This window comes from Haladaptatus rarus (genome assembly GCF_054177585.1).
This window is the reverse complement of the sequence record NZ_JBPEHG010000020.1, coordinates 25,268-40,346: the sequence shown is the minus strand read 5'-3', so window position 1 is coordinate 40,346 and position 15,079 is coordinate 25,268. Positions and strand designations below refer to the sequence as shown.

Annotated in this window: 14 protein-coding genes and 1 pseudogene; 10 read left to right on the top strand and 5 right to left on the bottom strand. The window is 57.1% G+C overall.

Annotation, left to right across the window (positions count from 1 at the left end; all coding sequences use genetic code 11):
- Positions 1-19 precede the first annotated feature (19 nt).
- Together ACR3FE_RS24560 and ACR3FE_RS24555 are read left to right on the top strand one after the other, a co-directional pair.
- Positions 20-118, top strand: a pseudogene (locus tag ACR3FE_RS24560) (transcriptional regulator); the annotation flags it as partial.
- Positions 115-381 (top strand): DUF7521 family protein, encoded by a 267-nt coding sequence (locus ACR3FE_RS24555; protein WP_458210476.1) that lies wholly within the window; start codon positions 115-117, stop codon positions 379-381. The pseudogene ACR3FE_RS24560 and the gene ACR3FE_RS24555, both read left to right, overlap by 4 nt.
- Before the next feature lie 160 nt (positions 382-541).
- Here the strand turns inward: ACR3FE_RS24555 and ACR3FE_RS24550 are convergent, their stop codons facing one another.
- Entirely contained in the window at positions 542-1,285 is a 744-nt protein-coding gene (locus tag ACR3FE_RS24550; protein ID WP_458210475.1) for an Lrp/AsnC family transcriptional regulator, read from the bottom strand.
- A 232-nt stretch (positions 1,286-1,517) separates the two neighbouring features.
- Here ACR3FE_RS24550 and ACR3FE_RS24545 point away from each other — a divergent pair, with 232 nt between their 5' ends.
- From ACR3FE_RS24545 to ACR3FE_RS24510, 8 genes are all read left to right on the top strand, one after another.
- Positions 1,518-2,399 (top strand): universal stress protein, encoded by an 882-nt coding sequence (locus ACR3FE_RS24545; protein WP_458210474.1) that lies wholly within the window; start codon positions 1,518-1,520, stop codon positions 2,397-2,399.
- Positions 2,400-2,428: 29 nt separating this feature from the next.
- Complete coding sequence (locus tag ACR3FE_RS24540) at positions 2,429-2,839, top strand: universal stress protein (protein ID WP_458210473.1); 411 nt, start codon at positions 2,429-2,431, stop codon at positions 2,837-2,839.
- A complete protein-coding gene (locus ACR3FE_RS24535) occupies positions 2,836-5,094 on the top strand; it encodes an amino acid permease (protein WP_458210472.1) in 2,259 nt (752 codons plus the stop codon). The genes ACR3FE_RS24540 and ACR3FE_RS24535 overlap by 4 nt, the downstream gene beginning before the upstream one ends.
- Positions 5,095-5,212: 118 nt before the next feature.
- Positions 5,213-5,341, top strand: coding sequence for a hypothetical protein (locus ACR3FE_RS24530; protein WP_458210471.1), 129 nt, complete (start codon positions 5,213-5,215; stop codon positions 5,339-5,341).
- Positions 5,342-5,475: 134 nt separating this feature from the next.
- Positions 5,476-5,622: a hypothetical protein gene (locus ACR3FE_RS24525; RefSeq protein WP_458210470.1), complete on the top strand. Its 147-nt coding sequence runs from the start codon at positions 5,476-5,478 to the stop codon at positions 5,620-5,622.
- Positions 5,623-5,628: 6 nt separating this feature from the next.
- Entirely contained in the window at positions 5,629-6,174 is a 546-nt protein-coding gene (locus ACR3FE_RS24520; RefSeq protein WP_458210469.1) for a cupredoxin domain-containing protein, read from the top strand.
- On the top strand, positions 6,171-7,895 hold the full coding sequence (locus ACR3FE_RS24515; protein WP_458210468.1) for a cytochrome c oxidase subunit I: 1,725 nt from the start codon (positions 6,171-6,173) through the stop codon (positions 7,893-7,895). The genes ACR3FE_RS24520 and ACR3FE_RS24515 overlap by 4 nt, the downstream gene beginning before the upstream one ends.
- 88 nt (positions 7,896-7,983) lie before the next feature.
- A complete protein-coding gene (locus tag ACR3FE_RS24510) occupies positions 7,984-8,703 on the top strand; it encodes a hypothetical protein (RefSeq protein ID WP_458210467.1) in 720 nt (239 codons plus the stop codon).
- A 23-nt stretch (positions 8,704-8,726) separates the two neighbouring features.
- Here the strand turns inward: ACR3FE_RS24510 and ACR3FE_RS24505 are convergent, their stop codons facing one another.
- The 4 genes from ACR3FE_RS24505 to ACR3FE_RS24490 all read right to left on the bottom strand — a co-directional run bounded on the left by ACR3FE_RS24505 (position 8,727) and on the right by ACR3FE_RS24490 (position 15,064).
- Positions 8,727-11,153: a heavy metal translocating P-type ATPase gene (locus tag ACR3FE_RS24505; protein WP_458210466.1), complete on the bottom strand. Its 2,427-nt coding sequence runs from the start codon at positions 11,151-11,153 to the stop codon at positions 8,727-8,729.
- Positions 11,150-11,977 (bottom strand): sulfite exporter TauE/SafE family protein, encoded by an 828-nt coding sequence (locus ACR3FE_RS24500; RefSeq protein ID WP_458210465.1) that lies wholly within the window; start codon positions 11,975-11,977, stop codon positions 11,150-11,152. Before ACR3FE_RS24500 ends, ACR3FE_RS24505 begins: the two co-directional genes overlap by 4 nt.
- Before the next feature lie 289 nt (positions 11,978-12,266).
- Positions 12,267-12,551, bottom strand: a complete 285-nt coding sequence (locus ACR3FE_RS24495; protein WP_458210464.1) for a DUF7553 family protein — start codon at positions 12,549-12,551, stop codon at positions 12,267-12,269.
- 92 nt (positions 12,552-12,643) lie between these two features.
- Entirely contained in the window at positions 12,644-15,064 is a 2,421-nt protein-coding gene (locus ACR3FE_RS24490; protein ID WP_458210463.1) for an amino acid permease, read from the bottom strand.
- Positions 15,065-15,079: the final 15 nt, after the last annotated feature.

Genomic DNA, 15,079 nt, shown 5'->3' with positions numbered 1-15,079 from the left:
CGACTTCAGTCGTGTGGAGGACGTCAACAACGGTGAATTGTCATTGGCCATCGAAACCCGTGACAATCTCGCGGATAACTTTACTTCCCTTTGGAACGGCCTCCGAGGTACCGAATGATCGAAACACCGGTTCTTGCAGCGAAATTGGTCACGCTCGTTTTGAGCCTGACAGTCGCATATCTAGCGTATCACGGATATCGACGGAACGAAAGCAAACCGATGCTGTATGTCTCTGTCGGATTCGTGTTCATCGGTACTGGTGCAATCTGCGAGGGACTCATCTACCTCGTCTTGGATACCTCGATACTGTCTGCCAGTCTTATCCAGTCAGCAATTGTCTCAAGTGGCTTGATACTCGTTCTTGTTTCGCTGAGGAATTGACCTCCTCCCGCCCCTAAAGACATGGGTATATGCTCGCGTTCTTTAACAAAGACTGCATCCCAGTCGATAGCAATGGGTTCTCGAGAAGTGGCAGAGTCCTGGTTGCGAACCTGAAACTCTCAACGCGTGGGATTCCTGCCCCTTCAGGCGTAGGGGGATGTCAATCCCCGATGAATTTCTGTATTAGTTCGTCGGAAAGGCCAGTCCGAGTGAGAACGGTCACGTGATCTCCCTCTTCGATCGTTGTCTCACCATGCGGTGTGATCGTCTGGTCATCACGCTCGATTGTTATGATGAGGATATCTCCTTCGAACAATCCCTCTTCGCTCGCATCCTGCAGCGTCTTGCCAGCGATTGCAGCACCCATCCCGATCTTCAGTTCGACGATGTCGGCATCGCCTGCGAGATCCGCAATCCCGGTCACAAGCGACCCGGTACGCTCGTCTGTGGGTCCAAACGGAGCATACGGACTGAAGTGTTCCCGATGGATGAGGTCTTCGTCCTCGATATCGGCGCCAAGCGTCCTGATAGCTCGGGCCATCTGGGCGATGTCATCCGTATCCGTTCCAATTGCCTTTACTTGGATATCTCCTCGTCCGGTCATCACTTCGCGGACGTTGACAACACTCGAAATGCCGAGGATTCGTCGTGCTAATCGTTCACGATCTGTGCCGGTCGTCGTACAAATAAACAAGTTTGCCAGTCGGCCGTCGACCATCTCATAATCGATGTCCGTGTGGTACCCTCGGATGACGCCTTCGTCTTCGAGGCGACGGATTCGATTCCGAATCGTCGGTGCCGACAAATCGAGTTCTTTGGCGATATCGGGGGCGGAGGTGTGTCGAGCATCCTGTGCTAAGTGGTAGAGGATTCGTTTGTCGACGGCATCGATTTGAAGTCCCATTTTTATGGTCTCCAATCGGTTCGCAAACACCATTTATATTACGCTAATCACCTCCCGTGGTACAGCTGTCCGTTGCCACCGGAATATCGACGGCTCTGACCTCTTCGTCCGCGCCATGGAGTGAGAGTCCTCCACAGGGCAAATAAACGAATAGAAAAGCATTGCGATTGTACCAAACGAACCGAAATAATAAGGGGTGATTTTATAGTGGTTCGATAGAAACGTTACTACTATGAGCATACCCACGGCAACCGTCGGTGGGCCGCTGACGGGGCAGGAAGCGATCCGCTCTCCCGACTCGCCAGAGAGGGAGTCGATCCTCCTTTCACTGTCCAATTGCGATGTCTCTGAGCAATCTCTGACGACTGCCCGAGCACTCGCAACCGGCATGAACACCGATCTAATAGTGCAGAACGCTATCTGCGTCCCAGAGCAAACACCACTCTCACTCCCTAGTGCGGAGCGCACGAAACATCGTGCGCAAATGCATCGCGTTTTGGACACCATCGAAGATACTGACGCAGATATTCCGGTTCATGGGACGATACGTATCGGTCATCATCTCGTCCATGTACTCGCTACTGCCGTCGAAAAATACGATATCACTACCGTCATCGCCGACAAGTCGTGGTGGACAGCCAGCTTCAGTCCAATTGTCCCGACTGTACTCGAACGGCTCACCAGGAATGTTGAGTGTACTGTTGTTCTTCCGACTGGGGCGCCCCTTCCAGAAACCATCTCTTCAATCCTCGTTCCGGTCGCTGGCGGCCCCCATTCGGGAACTGCAACCGATATCGCTCACGCAATCGCCCGCGCTCATGATGCGCACATCGAACTGTTCCACGTCGTCACGCCCACCCAGACCAACCCAGAGCAAGTCGCCGACCAATATGTCAGTCCAAACCGCACCCGCCTCGATTCCTTTGACAATGTGGATACGTGGATACTCGAAGCCGAGGATGCAGCAGAGGCTATCATCGACCAATCACAATACTACGACGCCACCGTCATCGGTGCACCACGTACATCACGCCTCAGACGCTTTATCTTCGGCTCTACAGCGCAATCAGTCCAAGACCACGCTTCGAACACAGTGATCACCACGTGGCGATAGCCACGTGTCCCGTTACAACAATGCCTAACATGAATCCCCTACAGCACGTGGTTGTCCCCGTCGCCACCGAGGCCGATGCCCGGGCGACCGCAACTGTCCTTGAGCCGTATCGTCCCAACCGTATTACGGTGCTGCACGTGGTCGAGAAAGGTGAGGGAGTCCCTGACAAAACACCCGTTGAGCAATCCGAAGCCCGCGCTGCTGACGCGTTTGCAGCATTCCACGAAACATTCCCACACGCTGGAACGAAGACTACGTATCGGCGAGACGTCGTCAAAGCCATCATCGATGTCGCCGACGACATCGATGCCAGTGCCATCGTCTTCCGGCCTCGAGGCGGCGGCCGCCTCCTCCAGTTGCTCGCAGGCGACCGATCACTTAGACTAATCACGGAGACGAATCGTCCAGTGATTGTGCTGCCTGACCCAGAAGAGCAATGACGGAGAACGACGAGGAGTTGGCGAAAGACCTTGGGTTGCTCGCTGCGCTCACGATCGGCGTTGGAACGATGATCGGTGCCGGCATCTTCGTGCTTCCAGGGGAAGCCGCAGCCGCGGCTGGCCCCGCAGTCGCGCTCTCGTTCGTCGTCGGGGGTATAATATCTCTGTTCACTGCGCTTTCGGCATCCGAACTCGGCACCGCGATGCCGAAAGCTGGCGGCAGCTACTACTACGTCAATCACGCGCTCGGCCCCCTATTCGGCTCGATCGCCGGATGGGGAAACTGGATGGGGCTGGCGTTCGCGAGTGCGTTCTATACACTCGGTTTCGGAGAATACCTTGCGACGTTTCTTCCCCTCCCCGCACTGATACTCGGTCCTATCGGATTGACGTCCTTCCAAGTCGGAGCACTCCTCGCAGGAATCGCGTTTATCGCCGTCAACTACGTTGGAGCGAAAGAAACCGGTGGCGTCCAAATCGTCATCGTGACGCTGCTGGTCGGCATTCTTACCGTCTTCTCCGTCCTGGGCGTACTGCAAGCGGATCTCTCGACACTCCGGCCATTCTTCCCGCCCGACACCGGTGGGGCTGCTGCTGTCCTCCCCGCAACCGGGCTCGTGTTCGTCTCGTTCCTCGGTTTTGCGAAAATCACGACCGTTGCCGAGGAACTCAAAAATCCCGGTCGGAACCTCCCAATCGCGGTGGTCGGGAGCGTCGTCATCGTGACGACGATGTACGCGATTATTATGGTCGTCCTGATGGGCGTCATCAACTGGCAACAGCTCGCCCCCGCGTTCACGAAAACACCAGTCCTCGATGTCGCCGGAATCGCCTTCGGAACGTTCGGACTTGCTGCTGTTGGTGTTGGGTTACTGACGTTCGCGGGACTGCTCGCGACGGCATCGAGTGCGAACGCCTCGATTCTTGCCTCCTCGCGCATTAATTTCGCGATGGGCCGAGACAAACTCATCAGCGACAAACTCAACGCGATTCATCCGAACTTCGCGACCCCCTATCGGAGCATCGCGGTCACTGGAGGCCTCATCTTGTTGTTCATCGTCATCGGCGACGTAAAGACGCTCGCCAAGGCTGGGAGTGTCCTTCACCTCATCGTCTATGGGCTTCTCAACGTCGCACTCATCGTCATGCGGCAAGCGAACGCCGAGGAGTATCAGCCCGAATTCAAGGTTCCATTCTACCCCGTCGTCCCGATTCTCGGTGCGATAACCTCGTTTGGACTGATTGCATTCATGGAACCCATCGAGATCGCGCTTTCGCTCGTGTTCGTCGCCGGTGGCATCGTCTGGTATTTCACCTATGCCCGGAAACAAACCAAGAAGCAAGGCATACTGAGTCAGCACATCCTCTCTCAACCGCAGGAGATGCCCGATTCCGCCGTTTCGGTCGCGAGTAGCGTCCAGCCGGATGGTGGGAAATATCGCGTGATGGTTCCGCTCGCAAATCCCGAACACGAAAAGCCTCTCATCACACTTGCGAGTGCGATCGCCAAGCAACGAGGTGGCATTGTTGATGCCGTCCACATCGTAACGGTTCCCGACCAAATGGCGTTGGCTGGTGCAGCTGAACACGCAGCCGAACTCGACGAGAGTTCCGAGAAACTCCTCGCCGCCGCTCGTGACGACGCCGAGACGTTCGGTGTCCCCATCGAATCCCACACCATCATCTCCCATCGCTCATTCGAGGAGATTTTTGACGCAGCGCAAGCCCATCGGGCGGATCTCGTCGTCATGGGGTGGGGTGAGAGTTCGCATGGCTCACCAGGACGGGTCGAGAGTGCGATTGACGATGTGGCGATGGATTTGCCCTGTGATTTCCTCGTGCTCAAGGATCGAGGCTTCGAACCGGAGCATATCCTCGTCCCCACCGCCGGCGGCCCCGATTCGGATCTTTCTGGCGAGATTTCCCGGCTCCTCCACGAAGAATATGACTCACGAATCACGGTGTTACACGTCGCCGACTCGAGAGACGAAGGGACGGTCTTTCTCGAAGAGTGGGCAGAGAAACATGCCCTCACCAACGCAGAATTACGAGTCGAGACAGGCGATGTTGAAACCGCAATCGAAGATGTGGCAGAGGAGTGTTCGATGGTCATCATCGGAGCGACCGAACAAGGGCTGCTCTCGCGACTCGTTAGCGGCTCACTGGTCATGGATATCGTCGATGATGTTGACTGCTCCGTACTCCTCGCCGAACGGGCCCGGAAACGAGAGCTCATCGAGCGGTTGTTTGGTTAATTTTGGGTGAATCGTGCGCATCGCGTGCTGATTCGGCTGAATCAGTCGAGTGATACCTGAATCAAGAACCCGGCCAAGACGAGAAAGAGCCCAAATACCCGATGAGAGATGAAACTTCATGAAGCACCGGATAGGATTCCTCGAAGATCCGGAGAAAGATACTAACGATAAGACACACGAATCCAGAGAATACGAGAAACTCCGGCCACTGGAGCGTTACTTCAGCATCGCGGGCGTTTCTCTCTGACATAGGCGTATGAATGTACTACCGGTCGATGACGTCCGAGGGCTGTGGAACCCAACGTTAACTCACACTGGATCGGGAGTGTGGTATGTATATACGTACCAAGACTTATAGTGTCGGTAATTGTGATTGTCAGTATGGCATCGACTGACCAAAACGAAACCCCGCTCGTACAGCGGTTGTACGATCGGATTTGGTGGCTAGCGCTGGCGGCGCTCCTGTTTTGGGCACTCTCTTACGCCGTGTGGGGAATGGCTGATATCTTCTCGATCCCGCCAGGGTGAGATCCCATGTCATCTCCACTCGATACCCCCGATGACGACTGGTGGAATCAGAAGATTAACCGCCGCGAGAGTATTTGGCTCGGGCTTGCTGGAGCCTGGTCGGTTATTATTTTCGGATGGATGAGTGTCTTCACCCGGATCGGCGAACAGAACCCAATCGGCAGGACGCTTCGGGTGGACGCCAGCGAGTATCAAGAGAAGATGCAGTCGTACAAGGACGCAGCAGGTGAACGTGGCGATGCACTCGTTCCGCCAAACGAGGATGTCTATATCGCGGCGTTCCGGTTCAACTGGGACGGAACACCGGTCGTCCTCGAAACTGGAACCGAGTACAACTTCCATCTCAGTTCCTACGACGTCCAGCATGGGTTCTCGATCCGCCCAGAGCACGCACTAAGTAAGCAGATGAACTTCCAGGTATTGCCCGGCTACGAGTGGGTGTTACCGATGGAATTCGATGAACCTGGCGAATACCATGTCATCTGCAACGAGTACTGTGGGAATGGCCATCGCACGATGCACGGCACCATCGAGGTGGTCGAGGAACTATGACCGCGCTGGGCCTGTTCGACAACAACTACGACGAGAATGGCTTTCGGACGTGCTCGGTAACCGGATTGAATATCCACCGGACGGCCGAGAACCACGTCAAACTGTTCGGGTTGACGGCTGTGGTTGCGCTTCTCGTCGGCGGTATCTTCGCGTTCACCGTGGCGATGACCCGCTGGGAGGTAATCGGTCTGCTCCAACCGGAGGACTTCTACGTCCATCTCACCCTTCACGCCTGGAACTTGCTCATTTTCTGGATGGTATTCATGGAGATCGCCATCCTGTACGTTGGCGGGCCGATGATCCTTGGGCGTCGTCTTCCGATAACTAGCGTGGCCAAAGCAGGCTGGATTGCGATGGTTTTCGGCGCGATTGCGATCAACGTCTCGGTGTTTACGACGAGTCCACCCAACACTGCCCCGCTATTGACCGCATACGCGCCGTTACAGGCTCCCACGTGGTTCTACATTGGTGTGATCGTGTTCATCGTCGGCGCCGTTATCGCCGCTCTGCCGTTTTTCCTGAGCCTGTGGTACCAGCGCCAAGAGAACCCGAATCAATCATTGCCACTGGTTGCCTTCGGCGCCTTCGTGACATCGATTATCGCCGTCGAGGCCCTCGTTGGCGGTCTCATCACCTTCGTTGTCACCTTCCTCTGGAGGGTCGACGTCATCCAGTGGATGGACGCCGCGTGGTATCGTCAGATGTACTGGACTATCGGTCACGGAACCCAGCAGATCAACCTCGCGGCGATGGTTACGGTGTGGTACTTCCTGACCCACGTCGTCGGCGGTGCGGAAGTGGTCAGCGAAAAGGTCTCGCGAACTGCGTTCATCCTGTATCTCTTTTTCATCAATTTAGGTGCGGCCCATCACCTCCTATCGGATCCTGCCGTCTCCTCGGGATGGCGAATCTGGAACGCATCGTACGCGTTCTATGGTGCTGCCTTCGCCAGTATGATCCACGCCTTCGCCATCCCGGCGGGTCTCGAGGTTGGACGTCGCAAGCGCGGCAAGGGCGGTGGTACGTTCGGCTGGCTAACCAACGCGCCGTGGACGAACCCGGTATTCTCTGCGACCATCTTCAGCATCATCCTCTTCGGCTTCCTCGGAGGGATCACCGGCGTCGTGATGGGGCAATTGCAGGTCAACATGACTTGGCACAACACGTTCGCAACCGTGGGACACTTTCACGGTACTGTCGCCGTCGGTACGACGCTCACCTTCATGGGATTAGTCTACTTCGTCGTCCGGACGATGTTCCAACGCCGACTATCATTCGGTCGGCTGGCAAGCGCCCAGCCGTTCTTCTATGCCGGCGCGATGGGCATCACAGTAATCATGATGCTATACGCTGGAATCCTCTACGGCGCGCCGAGACGAACCGCCGAAGTCATTCAGAATATCCCAGGAACCGACTTCAACCTGGCAGCGGCATCCCCACTATTCGCCATCTTCGGCGTGTTCGCACTGCTCGCCATCCTCGCTGGGACGATCTTCGTCGTGGTAGCAGTCGCCTCTCTGCTCGTCGGCGACCCAGTCACTGGCCCCGAGGACAATGCTGATCTCGTCCCCGACGGCGGAGATCAGGATGCAGGCAAACCCGTCCATGCTTACGAGATGCGAGGAACGTTCCTCATCTGTCTCGTCTTTCTGGCCGTGTTTATTGTATCGTACGTGATCAACTGGTACTTGCTTACGGAACTCTGGTCAGTTGGGCTATAGCCTGCAAGCCAACCCAATCTGCTGAGCCCCGAAGCGATGAATTACTCTCGGGACACGATTTCCGGCGTCGAAGCGGGGTAGAAACGCCATGCCAAACCCAAGTGAATCCGAACAGGTCGGCTCCCCATTCGAATGGACGAGAAGGATACTTCAGGGCGCGTGGAACGACCTCCTGAGCGTCTACTACGCGAACACGCTTATCTGGAGATTGCTCAAAAGTGGAGCGTTAATCGCCCTTGGCCTGTTCTGCTGGAGTGGTGCGAATCTCGTGCTCTCCTACCGACCGGACTGGGGGTTCCTCTATTACGTCATGGCTTACGGATTCGTGCTCCTCTTCTGGGGTCCGTTTACTCACCTTGTTGTCGTACCGATGGTGATCCGGATGCGGCGGTCGGGCAAGGGTGGGCTGAGACGTCAGTTCGCTCGTCACGGCTCGAAGGTCAATCTCACGGTGTTTCTACTAATCGTACTCGTCCTAGGAACGTTCCCCCTCGGCGTTATGACATTCGAATTTCAAGTGCCCGTTGGCGGGAGCGGGGACGGCGACGTCAATCCACAGCTCCAATGCACGAAGTCGGGCGAAATCGTCCACTGCCACCTCTCGGACTCCCGTGGCATCGACAGCGTGGTCGTCTCCTCCGGCGGCAAGACGCTGAAAGTAATAGACGATCCGCCGTTCGACTTCGACGTGAACGTGAACGACCTGGAGACAGTCAACGGGGATCGTCAGTTCACGGTCGAGTTACGGGATGATAACGGCGATACCATCCGCAGGTACATCCGTCGTGCCGAACTCATCCCCGGATGATGGACGGAATTGCGAGGAGGATGTCAGAGTAACCGTCGTCGTGAGTTAGTCACTACGAGCACGCTACTTGTCGCCATTGCTAGAGCCGCCAACAGCGGATTGAGGACACCGATCACCGCCAATGGAATCGCAATTCCATTGTAACAGAAGGCCCAAGCAACGTTCTCCCGGATACGTCGCCGCGTTGCAGACGCGAGAGTGAACACTGCTGGGATATCAGCCAGCGATCCCTCGACGATGACGACATCGGCTGCGTCGGCAGCACGAGCGGTTCCTGCAATTGCAATGCCGACATCAGCAACTCCCAGTGCTGGGGCGTCGTTCGTTCCGTCACCGATCATCGCAGTTGTCCCTTCGGTTCGCAGCTTTTGGACGGTCGTAACCTTGCCATTCGGCGGAACACCGGCGAACACCTGATCGACAGCCGGGTGCTCGCGAAACCGCGCTGCAGCGGTTTCGTCGTCACCAGTGAGGACGACGACCTGTTTGTCGTCGAATTCGTCTAGTACCTGTTGCCAGTCATCACGTTCGCGATCACCAACAACGATGACAGCAGCGGCTTGTTGGCCGTGTCCAATGGCGACTGGGAGGTTGCCGGTCGTTTGGGCATTCCGAACTGCGGTCTGTAGTTCTTCTGAGAGCGATCCGGAGCGCTGCTCGACGAATTCGGGCGTACCAACCGTGACATGCTCGCCCTCAACGCAAGCGCTGATACCTTCACCTGGGTGTCGATGGAAATCGGTTACTGTCGCTGACAAGGGATCGATGCCTTGCGGGTCGTCACGTTCTGTCTGTTCTTCCTGCATCGGGCCATCATCGGTTACCGCAGTCACGTATTCGACGATGGCAGACGCGACGGGATGAGACGACCGCCGTTCGGCTGCCGCTGCCACAGCGAGCGCCGTTGGATTTCCGACCACCGACTGCACCGTCATTTCTCCGGTTGTGAGGGTCCCCGTCTTGTCGAAAACGACTATATCGACCTCCGGTGCCGTTTCAAACAGTGAGCTGTTGGTGACGACGATCCCGCGCACCAGCGCATCACGAAGTCCGCCAGCGATCGCCAGGGGCGTCGCCAACCCCATCGCGCATGGACAGGCGGCGACCAGAACCGTGAGGCCGCCCAGCAACGCAGCCGAAACCGGTTCAGCGGTCGCCAGTCGCCAGACTGTGACACTCCCACCGACGACGAGGACGAGTGGGACGAACACCGTGGCAAGCCGATCAGCGAACCGCTGAACGCCAGGTCGGTCGCTCTGAACGGCCCACAGAAGTGACGTGATACGGTCGAAGGTACTCTCGGCGTTCGCGTCGACCGTGATGACGAGCGCGCTATCAGTCACGACGCTTCCGCTGACGACGCTGTCTCCCTGCCGTTTCGTCTTCGGTAGTGACTCACCGGTCAATACAGCCTCATCGACGTCAGCGACGCCCTCGACGACGATTCCGTCGATCGGGACACGCTCGCCTGGTCGGATCACTACCTCATCTCCTGGTCCGAGGTCATCGGTGTTGACCCTCTCTGTCGATCCATCCTCACAAAGGCGAGTCGCCTCCGTCACCTGCATCGTTGTGAGATCCGACAATAATCCGGTGGCCCGTTGTTTCAACTGCCCCTCGTAGTAGTTGCCTGCAGTGACGACCAGTACGATAGCAACCGATACGTCATAGTAGAGATGGATGCTGCCGGTTACGAGTGCAACCGTGCTGTAGGCGAACGCCGCCAGTACCGCTACCGTAAGAAGGAGATCCATGTTTGGTTGCCCTGTTTTGACGCTCACGTATGCGCCACGGAGAATCGGCCAACCGGTGTAGAACACGACGCCCCCAGCCAACAATCCGATAAATGCCATCGGCAGATAGAGGCCGACCGGTGTCGTCATGTCGGCGGTGAGAATGCCGGTTTCGATGCCCGCATAGCTCGGGTAAAGGAAGAAGATGTACCACGGCATGATGAGCATCGCAAGGAAGCCGCCGAGAAGCAGTCGGTGGAGCGTTTCTTCATCGCGAGCAGGTGAATTAGCGGTCGTCCCATCTCTGAACCGCGCGATATATCCGTAGCCACTCAACATGCTTGGGAGGTCGCTTGCGTCGATCTGCTCGGGGTCGTACCGAACACGGACAGTGTCCGTCGCGTAGCTAGCCGCAACTGATTGGATCTCGTCGTGTGACTCACCACGAAGGGAGACGAACGACTCACAGGTCGTACAGTGCATTCCGTCGATGTGGAGATACGCCTCTGCAACCTCCTCTGAATGCTCGTTTGCAGCGTCGTCGGTCGGGTTGCGACGTGTACGCTCTCGAATCTCTGCTGCCGTGATTTCTTCGACGTCTCCGATAGCTCGTGAGACCTCCAGACAGCCACGACAGCAAAACATTCCCGTGACATCAGGGGCTGTCACTGGTTGCGTTGACGTCGGCAAGCCACACAGTGTGCAGTCGTTTGTCATGGTGCGGGTAGTGGCTGGTAGTATGGCAACTCAACGTGTGGAATGTGAATCCCGAGCAAAATTAGCCCGTGAGAGAGTAGGAGATAGCCAAGTGCGAAGAACGCCACACCAAGTACGCGATGCAGAGCAACCCGTTGTGTCGCGGTCAATGACCCCAACATCGTCCCATACGCAAAGAGACTCGGGAACGTCCCCAAACCGAGAACGGCCAGTGAGAGGCTACCCCGAAGGGGGTCACCGATCGCAAAAGCATACAGGTACGCCGGATAGATGATGGGACACGGCAAGAAGGCGTGCACGATACCGAGTACAACGATACCGGTCGAGCCTGCAAGTCGATCAATCCTACCGGTAAGGAAGTCGCTAATTCGGCGGAACACGGTAGCGACGATGGGGATCGAGCCAGGGAGTACGGCCCTCGACCCCCGAAACATGTACGCCACCCCTCCGATCATGACGAGACTACCGACGAGGATTCCGCTTGCCGCACGCACCCCAACCCCGGCTGTCGAGATGTCATCGGCAGTGGCGAAGAGCGTTCCACCGAGCACTCCAAAAAATGCTCCGACAACAGCGTACCCGACCACTCGTCCACCGTTAAAAAGTGCGTGCTGACGAACCTCGAACAGTGTCAGGGTCTTACTGTGCTGGCTTGAGTGCCGTTTTGACATGCGATCCGCATAGATGCCAACGAGTGGGCCGCACATGCCAAGACAGTGAGCGCCAGCTAAGATACCGATGATCAAGAACATCACGAGGTCAGCGTTCGTGGCCACCTCCGTCGGGGTGAGCTGGAGGAAGGAGGTGGTCACGAATGGAATCATCTCCCGTTACCCTCATCCCGACACAGAGCTGTAGTGTCATATCGAACCTCGTAACGATTCAGTCCACTCCCAGTTGTGTCTCGGGCTGGGTTTACTGGTCGTCCCCAGCGTCTCCGGGACAGCGCCATCGACCGGGAGTATCGACCTGAATCACAAAAACACTATCGCGTAAGTGAATTTTCAAGGTGAATTTGTACCGCGAACACAGTAAGGACGACGAAGAGTCCGACTACCGCGTACGCCACCAAGTGCGAGAGCGGAAGCGTCCACCCGATTCTTGATGGCGAGTTCACGCCAAATCGCGCTCTCGTCGATACGCGTCCAACTCGTCTCTTGCGTCTTGTAGTGCCGTCTCCGTCTCGCCGTCGGTCTCGTCGATTAGCCCGCGAAGTTTCTCTTCGAGCTCTTCGAATCGGTCCGCCTCGTCGGCGGGTTCGCCGGTGCTGGTCTTTCCCTCCTCGGTTAGATCTCCGAGGCCTTCATCGAGCGAGTTGAGGTTCGTCTGCACTTCGCCGTCAGCCGTGTCGCTGGCCAGTCGGATGTTCTCGCGAGCGCCCTGGAGGTGATCGGTCATACCAATGGCGTCGGTCGGCACCGAGTTATTGAACAACCCCTGAAAAGGTCGATCAGGAAAACGTGTGAACCGCTTACTCGGACGCCATTCGATCATAGCCACCGTTCGAGCCGTGAGACGATCCCGAGATTGCGCTTCGCCATGATGACCGTACTTTTCGCTCGCCAGCCAATCTGTTCGGGGATTACTCCGAAGACGAACTGCTGAAGCAGTCCTTCTCGTGTTGCGCCAATGATTGTTAAATCGTATGACTCAGACCGGTCGACGACCGTTTCAACGATGTCGTCGCTTTCGAGAACGGTTGTCGAAACCTGTTGTTGATTCCGGAATCGACCTGCCGTGTTATCGAGTATCTCCTGTGCGTCTTGGCGATCTTGATCAGTTGCACCTGCGTCGAGGATATGGATAATCTCTACTCCAGCATCAGTCGAACGTGAAACCGTATCCGCAACGTCAGCGGCGAAGTCGGCGTGCGGGCCGCCCGCGGTCGGAACGAGAATCGAGTCCACCGTGCCCGCGTCAGTACCTATTCGTTCGACGAGCACGTCACAACTCGCGTTTTGGACGACATCGTCGACGTTACTCCCGAGGACGATATCGCGGCGTTGGGTCTTCCGCTGACCTTTCCACCCCATCAATACGACGTCGCTGTCGTACTGCTCCACGGTGTTGAGGATCGCCTGTGAAACGTCGTGACCAATTCGAATCGTCCCACTCACCTGCACATCCGCTTCGTAGGCGATCTCCATCGCATCGTCGAGCACATCGGGTTCGTTCGTCACGAACTCACGGCCTTCCGAGGGTGGCGTCTGCTGCGGAACTGTGACGACGCTCATCACGAGAATCTCTCCGTTCGGATACGTCTCTTCGTCACGTGCGAGGTCGACGGCGGTTCGCATCAACTGCTCGGCATTCGCTGGATTCGCGATGGGGACGACAATCTGGTTCTCTGCTTCAGCGGCCGGTTCGGGGGAGACCACGGTCGGGGTCTCCTCTTCGAGTTGCTCGGCTTCCTGCTGTTTGGAGTAGCCGTAGTAGATACCGAGTCCGAGAAGCATCCACACCGCTGTCGTGACCAACGCAACGAATCCATGGGAGTTCTGCCCCGAAAAACCGGGTTGCAACCCGAGTTCGAGTAGGAGGAATGGCGTGAGCAAGATTTGGAGGACAATCCCGATGAGCGGCGGCCACGGCATGTACGGCACTTTGTACGTCCGGGGCAGGTCGGGGTGCGTCTGGCGCATCCGGATGACCGTCCAGTTCACCTGTACGAACAGTAGGATGAACATGATATCCGCGGAGGCAGCTACGCTCTCGATGGGGAGCGCGACCGCCATTGCAGCGATGATGATTGCTGAAATCAGGATCGCCCAGTGAGGCGTTCGCTTATCCGAGTGAATGCTATCGAAGATACTCGGTAACGCACGGTCGCGGCCCATCGCGAACGAGACGCGACTGGACGAGTACACCGTCGCGTTCAACGCACTCATCGTCGCTGCCAGCCCGGCGAACAACAGAAGGGGCGCACCATAGGGCACGAACTGCCCCGCCGCGCTGATGATGCCCAGTTCGCCCATGTAGCCGAGTGCCTCCCACGTCGGTAACGACGGACTCGCACTGCTCGGAATAGACGTGCCTGAGATGAGTTGCTGAGTAACGTCGATACCACCGATAGCCGCGAACGCGACGAGCACGTAGATGGGAACGACGATGTACATTGAGTAGAACACCGCCTTCGGCACGTTCGTTCCAGGGTCAACGACCTCCTCGCCGGATTGGACGATGATCTCGTACCCCTCGAATGCGATGTACGTGAACCCCATCGCACCGACAATGCCCATCCACCCCGCAGGTGCGAAGCTGGGACTGTTGAGGAACTTCGCCGTCCAGTTCGGCTGTTGGAAGGTTGCCCAGATGCCGGACCCAACGAAGAGTCCGAGGATAACCACTTTGATGGCAGTGACGATAACCCCCGCTTTCCCCGTCTCCTCCGCCCCGCGGAAGTTGATGTACGCAAACGCCGAGATCATCAATACCGCAAGTAGTTTCTCGTAGGCGATGATTCCGAATCCGAACGCCGGGAAGTGAAGAAGGCCCAGGTATTCGAGGAAATGGACGAAGAACGTTCCAAAGGTTACAGCGTATAGCGAACACGCGACTGCGTGGGCGAACCAGCTCATCCACCCGGCGTAGAAGCCATTGGGGTCAACGAGCGCCTCTTTCACCCAGAGGTAGCCCCCACCCGCCTCCGGGAACGCTGCACCGAGTTCCGCGTACGAAACGGCGGTGAACATCGCGACGAACCCGTTGAGGATGAACGCGACGGTGAGGGCGGGACCGGCGATACCCGCTGCAAAGCCGGTGAGCGCGAAGACACCGGCGCCGATCATCGCCCCGACGCCGATGAAGGTGATGTCGAACAGGCTCATATCGCGGGAGAGTTCGGTTTCGACCTCACCCGTCCCCGTCTGTTCCGTCTCTACTGTCTCTTCGCCCATCGGTTCTTTAGCCATACGTACTCACTCTGC